This is a genomic window from Bacillus sp. AF62, assembly GCF_050312695.1.
GTDB classification, from domain to species: Bacteria; Bacillota; Bacilli; order Bacillales; family Bacillaceae_G; genus Bacillus_A; species Bacillus_A cereus.
The window spans coordinates 1-9940 of record NZ_JBNPJZ010000142.1; the positions used below are offsets into that span (position 1 = coordinate 1).

Sequence of the window (9940 nt, forward strand, 5' to 3'; positions counted from 1 at the left end):
ATCATTCTTCCAGGAAAACGGGTTTCTTTATGCATTCATTTTTGGATATTTATGAGTTTTGCAACACCCTCTTTTAAGTAAAAGTTTATGTTAAAAAAGCAAGGTGAAGTATAGAAAAGATGAAATAAAAAGAATACAACAATTGAAACTTAATCAATATAAAAATAGGTAAAAAACATATGTTTCTTACCTATTTTTATTCTTTTTATACATTTTATATATATGTATCTCTTATTTCAAAAAAATATAAAAAGAGATAAATGACCAGTTTATCTCTTTTTATAAAGGTGAATTTATGTCCTTATTATTTTATGAATTTAATTTCAAATATTTCCTTTTATTTTAAAAATTAAAAAATAATAATACATATACAAAACAAACACGACTATTTAGTAAAGTACATACACTATATTGTCTTCAGAAGAGACATGGCAAACAAGGGAATATATATTCGCTTGTTTGTATTTTTTATAAGTTAAATAAGATTAATAATATAAAAAATAATCAAATATACTTTGGAAAGGAGGCTTATTTATGAAATTTCATTCTGATTTGCATAAAAATTATATCTCTTGTTTTCTTGCTCTTCCTATCTCAAATAATATACCCTCTATTTTTCCACAACAACAAAAATTGTTAACATTATTAACAGAATTACAACCAACTATACAGTCATTTTTTCAAAATCCAAATTAAGATTCTACACAAAAATTAATTATAAATTTAAAAGAACCTTTATCTTCTTTATAAGAAATATCTCAATTATTTCAATTATTTTTTCAATCATTAATATCTATAAGCTATATTTATATATTTTCTTCTAATGTGTTGGAAAATTTATATCAATTAATATTACAGAATTCAATAAACAGTATAGTATCCACAGGAACAACTGGACCTACAGGGGAAGCTGGACAATAAAATAACTAAATTTGATTTGAAGAGAAGATAAATTTGTTGACGCAAATAGATTATTTGACTCAGACTGAGGAAAGTTTGTTGTTTCGGCTTCAAGCTTATTTAGAATTTAAGACTAATGTAATTATTTGTAGTGAAGACAAGTTTAAAAAGAAAAAAAAGCAGGATGATGATCATTTTGAACTTCCTAAAGCTGCTATTGTTTCAGATATTGCTGAAATGATTGGTAAATCTAGAACACAAATGTCTCTAATCTTGAATTCTTTAAAAGAAAAAGAGATATTATTAAGTCCTGAAGGTGCTGGACAGGTTGTTGATAATGGAAGAACTGTTAGCCCTAGAGTATGGATTGTTAATCCTTATATCATGATTTGTGCTCCTAGAAAAAATAATGTTCAGTTAGATAGATTAACTATGAGATTATTTCAGTATTCTTTGAAAAATCTTAAGGATAAAAAGGGTAAAAAGGTTAATTTGTCTGTTAGATTTTTTTAGACTGTATTCAATTAAATACAGTCTTTTTTTATGAGTTTTTTTGAGTGTGTCTTTTTGGACGAACTGGAAAAAATAGGTGTTAGGATTTCCTAACACCCTAAAAACCTTAATAAACCTAGTTATATCAACGCTTTGTAAGAATTTTTTGTAAGTGCTTCTATTATCAATATTATTAAAGGCTAAAAGTTTCGAAAGAAACAGGTAGTATTTTTGAGCAAACCCAGCTCAAAAATCTCCACTTTCAATGAGTAAAAAGTCGGTTCCTTTAACGTCGCCTAATGGCTATTGCTATTTCTTTTTTCTTATTGTTCTTGCCAAACTTTTTTCGGCTCGATTTACTTTTATTGCCAAGCCGACAGATCAAAAGCAAAATAATGATTATCGACTTGTGATAGCTATTATACGAGCCGAATCGCCAGCTCATCCGTTCAAAATATTCTCTTACGCAATATTTATATAACGCTAAGTTCTTGGGGGCTAGCCCCCAGCTAGCACTCTTTTCCAAATGTAAGGGGCGTGTCATAATCAATAATGTGGTCAAAAAGACACACCTAAAAAATGGGTATAGGTTGTCTTTTTAAATTGAAGATGAATAAAAATCCATGTAAGGTTTACATAACTAGGATTATCGGTAGCAAGTACTTGGATAAAATCCTTTTGTTTTTACAAGGTTTCTTGTCTTTCTGTTTATGTATCTCTTATACAGGATTTTATACATTGTTGATGTAGCGGGGATTCGGAGGATCCCCGCTATTCTTTTTTTGAATAAAATCTTGTATAAATAAAAAAGTTTTTCATGTTAGTATCAAGAAGTAATACATATTGGTGGTAAAATCGGAATGTATTTCGAAATTAAATCGTTTTTAAAATCGGTTTTTATATCGGTTGCAAGTTTATTTCGATTTTTATTGAAATGTTGATTTAATCGTGTTTTATGAGTGAAAAACGTATTCCGTTTTTAGGGGAGGAATGAAATTTGGAACTTAAATCGGAAATGCATACACCGAAAATTGTTGCGGATCTTTTAGAGGTAACAACCGATTTGTTAAAAGTATGGTCGAACGAATTTAATATACAAACGGAGCGAAGCCAGGGAGGGCATCGCAGATACTCAAAGGAAAATGTAGAAGAATTAAAAGCAATAAAAGAAAAAATACAGGTGCAAAAATGGTCTTACGATCAAGTTCGATCATGGCGAAACGGAGAACTTGATTTGTTTGTTTTAAAAGAAGAAAAATCAGAATTAGAAAAGAAATTGGATGAAGTATTAGAAAATCAGCAATTACAAAATCAGTTTAATCAAGCGCTTGTTCAAAAATTAGAGGAGATTACGAATGAATTAGTTATGACGAAAGAGCATTTAGCTAATACAGAGAAAAAGTTAACAGAAGTAGAGAGTAAAAACAGTGAATTAGAAGTTTTTATAGAGAAGAAATTAGAGAAGCGCGATCAGTTATTGCTTGAAAATATTAGAGATATGCAAAAGCAAAATCAGAAACAAAAACGGAGAGGTTTTTTTGGTTTGTTTAAAAATTAAATGTAGTTGCTATTCTTTATCAGGATTTTTATGTAGAAGATATCCGCTCGCTTTGCTTTACTCCAGCTTATACCTTTTCACCCAAAAACAAAGGTTAAATCATAAATTATTTTTCAATATGGCATAAAACGTTATTTAGATTATTAATAATTATGTAAGGGGATTGGTATTTCAATTTTCAGAATCCATAAAAGTATGTGGAAGTTACTTTATAAAGGGAGATGTATAATTATGATATGGATAAAACATAATCCTAAATTTGAATATGAAACTGAATATCCAAATATTAAAAAGGGGCCTTGGGGAGGACACATTGATTTTGCATATGATTTGATACGATTTTTAAAACCTCAAATAATCGTAGAATTAGGAACATTTTATGGGACCTCTTTTTTTAGTTTTTGTCAAGCTGTTAAAGATGAAAAATGCGAGACAGTGTGTTATGCGATAGATACTTGGAAAGGAGATGAACATGGAGGTTTTTATGGAGAGGAAGTTTATACAACTGTAAATTATTTAGTACAAAAATATTATAAACATATAGGTAATTTAATAAAATCTACTTTTGATGGTACATTACATACTTTTAAAGATGAAACAATAGATGTGTTACATATTGATGGATATCATACATATGAAGCCGTGTCGCATGATTATGAAACTTGGTTACCAAAATTAAGAAGTAATGGAGTGGTACTATTTCATGATATAACTGTTTATTATGAAAACTTCGGTGTACATAAATTATGGGCAGAATTAAGTAGTAAAAATCCTGCTTTTTCTTTTAAACATTCAAATGGCTTAGGGATATTGTTTCCTAAAGGATGTAATGAAAAAGCAAACGATTTACTTACATCTTTTAATGAAATTCAAAAACAATATGTACATTAAAAATATATTAAATACACTATTACTTAAAAATCTGCTCCTTTAGGGGTGAATTTTTAAGTAATAGTGTCTAATTTTTTTATTCTTATTATATAAATAAGATAAAGTGGTGGTAAATAATGGAAAACAAGAGTGACTATTGTTTATATATATGGCCAAATACATATAACATATTTATAGATATTGCTAAAGCTTTAAAATGGAATTTAGAACAACAAGGTAATACAGTTGTTATATCAGAAGATTTAGTAACAAATGCGATAAATACAGTGATTTTTGGAGCGAATGAATCTATTTATAATAACTTTTCTATTCATATTCCAAAAGAAGCAATTATATATAATTTTGAACAATTATATGATGGTTGTCGTTGGGATAACCCGCGATATTTAAACATTTTAAAAGATAGAGAAATATGGGATTATAGTGTTTTCAATATAAATTGGTTACAAAAAAAAGGATTAGGAAAATTAATTAAACATATGAAAATCAAGTATGCTCCAACATTAGAATTTAAATTTGAAAATTTTCCTGATTTTGAAGATATTGATATATTATTCATTGGTTCTATGAATGAACGTCGTCAATTTATCTTTGATCAATTACAAAAAGTAGCTCCTCATTTAAACATCATATTTAGAAATAATGTATGGGGGATTGATAAAAACGAGCTCATAGCGAGATCTAAAATAATATTAAATATCCATTACTATTTAACGGGTATACTTGAAACACCAAGAATTTCACAAGTTGTTGCGAATGATAAATTTATTATTTCTGAATTAAGTAATGCTGATGATCAAGCAGATTGGCCAGGTATAGTTTTTGTTCCTTATAATGAACTTGTTAATACAGTTTTACATTATTCTCAACAACCAAATGAATGTATGAATTTAGCTAAAAAATCTTATGAATACTTTAAGCTTTCTGGGTTTAATAGTGATAAAAGTTAATGATAAGTTAAAGGGTTTTGCAAAACTTAAATCTTATTAATATTATAATTTTCAAACAAATCAAAAACTATATGAGAATCTAATGCTGTGCAATATAACATAGAAATATTGGTGTGATACATATTAAATGTAATTTTAATTTTTTGTATTCCATGTACAAGATATTCAATGTTTGTTATAAAATTATTTTGATTATAATCATTAAAAAAAGTATCTAGATCTTTATAACTCTTTACATTATTATTTTCAAATAATGTTAAATATAGAGTTCCTTCTTTATATATATGTGTAATGAGGTTTAATACTTGTTTAAGTATTGAATCTGGAAATTTTATATACTCGTATTTTTTAGTATGATATTTCATATATATCCTCCTAATTATTATTTTAATAAATAATAGTAATCTTTATAAGTTTTTATCAGTAAATAAAAATTCTTGGCAATTAGTTTCATCTAATAATTTTTATTTATGTTATATTTCCCCATGTAGACCATTGAGTATTACACAATTTTTTTTCTTCTTCTTCTAAAATCAGATTATTTTTATACCAAGGTAAATGCTTACATGTAAAATTATCTGCAACTCTTACTGCATTATAAAAACCATTTGTAATGAATTTTTTATTGTAAACAGCAAAAGTTGTATCAATATCAGCTTTATAAATTTGTGGATTTTTATATTTCTGTAAAGGAGAAGTCCAAAATTGTGCTTCCCATTCTCTAATTTTTACATTACGTATTTTTAATAGCAATTCTTCATTAAAGTTTGCATCATAAGAAATATCTAATGCAAGACCTGCTTTAAATATCGAAAGATCAACCGTTAAATTCTTTAAGTATTCCAAAAAATCATTTGGCATATGTTCATTAAAAGATAAATCAGGATCACTTACGGCAAAAAAATCGGGTAATAAATCCCATATTAAAGGGTTAGTGAAAAAATGTGGTCCATAATTATTATGATTTTGAATTAGATTGTACGTACTTGATATTTGTTTATAAAATGTAAATAAAGGAGGATAAGTAGAATGGTTATCCCATATCCATATATTTTCATTTTTTATTTTTCTTTGTTCTAATTGTTTTAACATATTATCTAAATAAGTAATATTGTTGAAGGCGATTAATAGTATAGGGATTTGTGAGTTATTTTTTAAATTACTTATATTGATAGTGGATTGGGCATTTAAACATTTAAACATAATAATAAGACCTCCAAGAGAATAATAGAATACTATTTACAATACATATACTCTTATTTGGTTTATTATACCAATTAAAAGTATATGTCAACGGTAAGCGGACCGAAGGGAGCATTAAGGAGTTGACATATTTACTACACCCAAACCCTCTTGGTATGTCAAAATGGTTTGCGTTTTGGCCTGCCAACCGGCGAGGGAGTCCCTCAAGGAGTTTGAGGGGTTGGGGAGTTCGATGAAGGGGGTCTGGGGAATTTTTCCCCAGTGGGTTTGGGCAACGCCCAAGGTTTGGTTTTTTCATGCTAGGCATGGTTCGGCAAAGCCGAACAGCGTCGCAGACCCCTATTGATTTTGATGCGTTAGAGTCAAAATAAGTATAGGGTTACTTTAATTGACACCATTTTGTCGCTTTGCTAGACTTATGGTATCAATTAATCTAGGAAAGTGGTGGCACTTTATGTTGGGTTCTATCTCATTTAATCAATCTCACCAAAGTTCATTAAGCCACAATAACAGGAAAAATATTTATGGGAATTCTGGTATTGATCCAGCTAGGTTACATGAGAATATTTATTTTGTTCAAAAGGACATTCGAAGTGTATACAAGGATGTTTTTCAAGAAGCGGTGGACAAGTATAACGAGAAACAAAAACGGAATGATCGTAAAATTGATGACTACTATAACAAAGTACATAAAGATGATAAGACTCATGAGCAACGAGAACTTGTTGTAGCGATTGGGGAAGGTAAAGATGACCGAAAGTATAGGGAAGCCAAAAAGGAAGCACTGAAGCGCTATGCTGAGGCTTTTCAAGAGAGAAATCCAAACCTAACGGTTTATAACATGGTTTTACATGATGATGAAGCCAATCCGCATTTACATATTAACTATGTACCGAATTTCGAAAGTAGTCGAGGATTAACGAGGCGTGTTGGAATGGATAGAGCCTTGCAACAACAAGGTGTAGAAGGAATGGGAAGAAAGTTAATTGCACATTGGAGAGAATTAGAAACGGCCTATATTGAGCAATTAGCTAAAGAATATATTTCGAATTTTGAACGTGCTAATGTAGGCTCACATAAATACATGAAAGTTCGTCAATACAAGGAATATGCAGAAACGAAGTCAACTATTGAAAACCAAGTACAAGAAAAAGAAACACAATTACAAACGATTAATTATGATTTAAAAAATGTTGAAGAGAAAAGAAACGAATTAGAATTAGCTAAAAAGAGTTTGGAAAGTGATGTCGTTGATACGTACAAAGAATTAGAGATAGTAAAGCAACAAGTAGAGAGTGAAAGTGAAAAGTTGGAGTTAATTGGCCAGCGTCATATAGAGCTAGAAAAAAGAGTAAAACAAATACAAAAAGAATTAGATAGTGCTATGGATCAAGTGCCAAATGAACCTATTAAAATTCCATTTTCGCGTAAAGAAGTAATAACAGAAGTACAGAATAATAAAACGTTTGGGAAAGCTGAAGTCACGAAGAAAAAGACTGGAAATTATGTGTTATTACCAGAACAATATCAAGAATTAACAAAACAAGTGAACGCAGCGGTTACTATCAAAAAGGATTATCAGCGTTTGAGAAAAACAGACTTTGTGAAAGAGTATCAAAGTTTAAAAATGACTGCAGAAGGTTGGATGGAAGAGAATAGAATATTGAAACAGGAAAAAGGTTATTTAAAAAAAGAAATTAGTGTATTACATAAGGAAATAGGGTCTTTAAAAGCTCATATAAAGGATTTACAAACAAATATAAGGGTTTTGTACCAACAAACGAAAGCAGCTTTAAAAGAGCGATTTAAGGCGTTTAGAGAGGTTGTTAAAAATGAATTGGTTGGTAGGGAAGTTAACAATTATTTTGAACAGGAACATAAGAGGGAAATGAATAAGCAGAGAGGGTTTGATATGGAAAGATAGACGTAATAATGGTGAAAAAGAGAATTGATTTTTAGTAGATTGAAACCTTTAGTAACGTATTTCATGTTATTATAAAAAAAGATGTAATAAACGAGAAAAACCGCCCATGCTTTGGTCGGCAGGCGGTTTTTCATAATAAGGTTGGAATCAACCAATATATATTCTATATACATTCTAACATATAAAAGTTGATTTCTTCCACTAAGGGAGAGAATTATTTTATGACAAAAGTTGTAGATTTTGGACAAGCTGAAAGAAATGCTAGAAAAAGAGATTTAGAAATTGAAAATGAACAATTTAAGCAAGATCATAATGAGGTTTCAAAAGCTGAATTAGAAAAAGCTATGGAGATTATGGCTAAAGCTACTGGTAAAGAGCTTTACATAGGTACTAAAAAAAGTCCTCAATCGAAAGTGAGGTTTGTTCAATTGATTCAAGATAACTGGAACTATGCTTTGGAGACAGGATATTTTACCGATGAAGAAATACTATTTTTAATGCGCATTCAACGATTTTTACAATTTAAGAGTAATTGTATAGTTGATGATATTCATTCTAGAAGTGCAGTTCCTATGACTCAAACGCAGATTGCTGAACGTCTTGGAACGAGTAAACCTAAGGTTAGTCGAGTATTAAAGCAATTACAAGAAAAAGGTATTGTAGTAAAAGCAGTAGGTCAAGAAATTGAAGGTAATAACGCACGTACTAACGCAATTTTTATTAATCCTAATATTATGTTTTCTGGTGAACGTGACAATATTGAAGTTACTTTAAAAGCATTATTTATAAAATCCAAACCTTTATTAAAAAAATTTCCAATAGCCCTTTTTTAAGGGCTATTTTTTATGTTTTCGTAGTTACCTAATTTGATAACTAATGTTACCTAATTTGATAACTACGAAAGTACCTATAAATCCTTGATATAACAACATTTTTATAACCAAATAAGGTTAATTTACTCTCACTCTCTATATAAGGCTAAAAGTTCCGCAAGGAACAGGTAGTATTTTTGAGCAAAGAACGCTCAAAAATCTCCACCTTTTTCGCTACGCTTCATCCTGGCAAAACTTTTTTCGGCTCGTGTGCTTTTTTCGCCAAGCCGACAGACAAAAAGCAAAGCAATGGTTCTCGACTTGGACTAGCTAGTATACGAGCCGAACCGCTTAGATCATTCGTTCTAAGATAGTTCTTATTCAATAATAAATACGTAATACGTGGGGTTTCGCCCCCACACGACGAGCCAGCACTCTAGCCAAAAAGCAATGAGAGAGAATATTATTACAGTTTTTTATACCAAATGACAGTCTATTTTTGGTGCAGAACGCATATCTATAAGGGTAAACAATAAAACAAAAAAATGTCCTATTTTTGAGGAATATGACATACATATGTATTGCAACACTTGTTGATAGCATGCAAGTGTATTGACAAGTGTTGCATGACTGAATTCTTAAAAAGAATAAGGTCTTTTACGGAAAATTGTCGGAAAGCTGTATGTTTTGAGAATAGATAAGTATATTTTTAAAATTAATTTATATAAAATATATAATATCAATGAGTAAATATATAGCATTGTCTAATTATAGATAAAAGAGCTTATTTTTTTCACATATAAACTATTTATTACGTATAGTACAGTGAGACAATCTTTAACAGTTGTTTCATACAACCCTCCATTCATTTTATAAGAGCAAAAAAACAAACACGCTTATGAAAAGGAGTGTTTGTTTTTTTATTTATTTTAAAAGGATTGAAATGTGTATAAGCTGATTAATTTTTAAAGAATGAATACTAAAAAAATAGTGATTAAAAGAAGGATTATAGAGGTTTAGAAAGGTTTTTATGGTTTTTTAAATGTATCTTGGTCAAATTTTATATTGTAAAAAGATAATAAAGTATAAAGATTGAAAATAAGAGTTTTAAAAATGAATAGTATGATTCTTTATCTTTTAAGAGGGTGTTGCAAAACTAAAATAAATATGCAATGTTATGAATCAGAAAAACTAGCTGAACATGCAATAG

The 9940-nt window shown here is 29.2% G+C and carries 7 protein-coding genes and 2 pseudogenes; 7 read left to right on the forward strand and 2 right to left on the reverse strand.

Annotated elements, in window-relative coordinates:
• Positions 1-534: 534 nt before the first annotated feature.
• The 5 genes and pseudogenes from ACQRBL_RS30275 to ACQRBL_RS30295 all read left to right on the forward strand — a co-directional run.
• Complete coding sequence (locus tag ACQRBL_RS30275) at positions 535-696, forward strand: hypothetical protein (RefSeq protein ID WP_411996707.1); 162 nt, start codon at positions 535-537, stop codon at positions 694-696.
• A gap of 252 nt (positions 697-948) precedes the next feature.
• Positions 949-1413: pseudogene (locus ACQRBL_RS30280) on the forward strand (Rep protein); the annotation flags it as partial.
• Between the two features lie 976 nt (positions 1414-2389).
• The gene (locus ACQRBL_RS30285) at positions 2390-2950 is read left to right on the forward strand and encodes a MerR family transcriptional regulator (RefSeq protein ID WP_411996706.1); all 561 of its coding nucleotides are present in this window, start codon (positions 2390-2392) and stop codon (positions 2948-2950) included.
• Positions 2951-3181: 231 nt separating this feature from the next.
• Positions 3182-3841 carry a class I SAM-dependent methyltransferase gene (locus tag ACQRBL_RS30290; protein WP_411996705.1) on the forward strand — a complete coding sequence of 220 codons (660 nt, stop codon included), beginning with the start codon at positions 3182-3184 and terminating at the stop codon, positions 3839-3841.
• A gap of 116 nt (positions 3842-3957) precedes the next feature.
• Positions 3958-4791: pseudogene (locus ACQRBL_RS30295) on the forward strand (glycosyltransferase family 1 protein); the annotation flags it as partial.
• Between the two features lie 26 nt (positions 4792-4817).
• Here the strand turns inward: ACQRBL_RS30295 and ACQRBL_RS30300 are convergent.
• Both ACQRBL_RS30300 and ACQRBL_RS30305 read right to left on the reverse strand, forming a co-directional pair.
• Positions 4818-5156, reverse strand: a complete 339-nt coding sequence (locus tag ACQRBL_RS30300; RefSeq protein ID WP_411996704.1) for a hypothetical protein — start codon at positions 5154-5156, stop codon at positions 4818-4820.
• A gap of 103 nt (positions 5157-5259) precedes the next feature.
• Positions 5260-5994 (reverse strand): hypothetical protein, encoded by a 735-nt coding sequence (locus ACQRBL_RS30305; protein ID WP_411996703.1) that lies wholly within the window; start codon positions 5992-5994, stop codon positions 5260-5262.
• A 454-nt stretch (positions 5995-6448) separates the two neighbouring features.
• Between ACQRBL_RS30305 and ACQRBL_RS30310 the strand changes: the two genes are divergently transcribed.
• Positions 6449-7918, forward strand: a complete 1470-nt coding sequence (locus ACQRBL_RS30310; RefSeq protein ID WP_411996702.1) for a plasmid recombination protein — start codon at positions 6449-6451, stop codon at positions 7916-7918.
• 221 nt (positions 7919-8139) lie between these two features.
• Positions 8140-8751 carry a helix-turn-helix domain-containing protein gene (locus ACQRBL_RS30315; RefSeq protein ID WP_098163547.1) on the forward strand — a complete coding sequence of 204 codons (612 nt, stop codon included), beginning with the start codon at positions 8140-8142 and terminating at the stop codon, positions 8749-8751.
• Positions 8752-9940 lie beyond the last annotated feature (1189 nt).

Coding starts and splice junctions, on each gene's coding strand:
- ACQRBL_RS30275 (WP_411996707.1), top strand. CDS start 535: ATGAAATTTCATTCTGATTTGCATAAAAATTATATCTCTTGTTTTCTT.
- ACQRBL_RS30290 (WP_411996705.1), top strand. CDS start 3,182: ATGATATGGATAAAACATAATCCTAAATTTGAATATGAAACTGAATAT.
- ACQRBL_RS30300 (WP_411996704.1), bottom strand. CDS start 5,156: ATGAAATATCATACTAAAAAATACGAGTATATAAAATTTCCAGATTCA.
- ACQRBL_RS30305 (WP_411996703.1), bottom strand. CDS start 5,994: ATGTTTAAATGTTTAAATGCCCAATCCACTATCAATATAAGTAATTTA.
- ACQRBL_RS30310 (WP_411996702.1), top strand. CDS start 6,449: ATGTTGGGTTCTATCTCATTTAATCAATCTCACCAAAGTTCATTAAGC.
- ACQRBL_RS30315 (WP_098163547.1), top strand. CDS start 8,140: ATGACAAAAGTTGTAGATTTTGGACAAGCTGAAAGAAATGCTAGAAAA.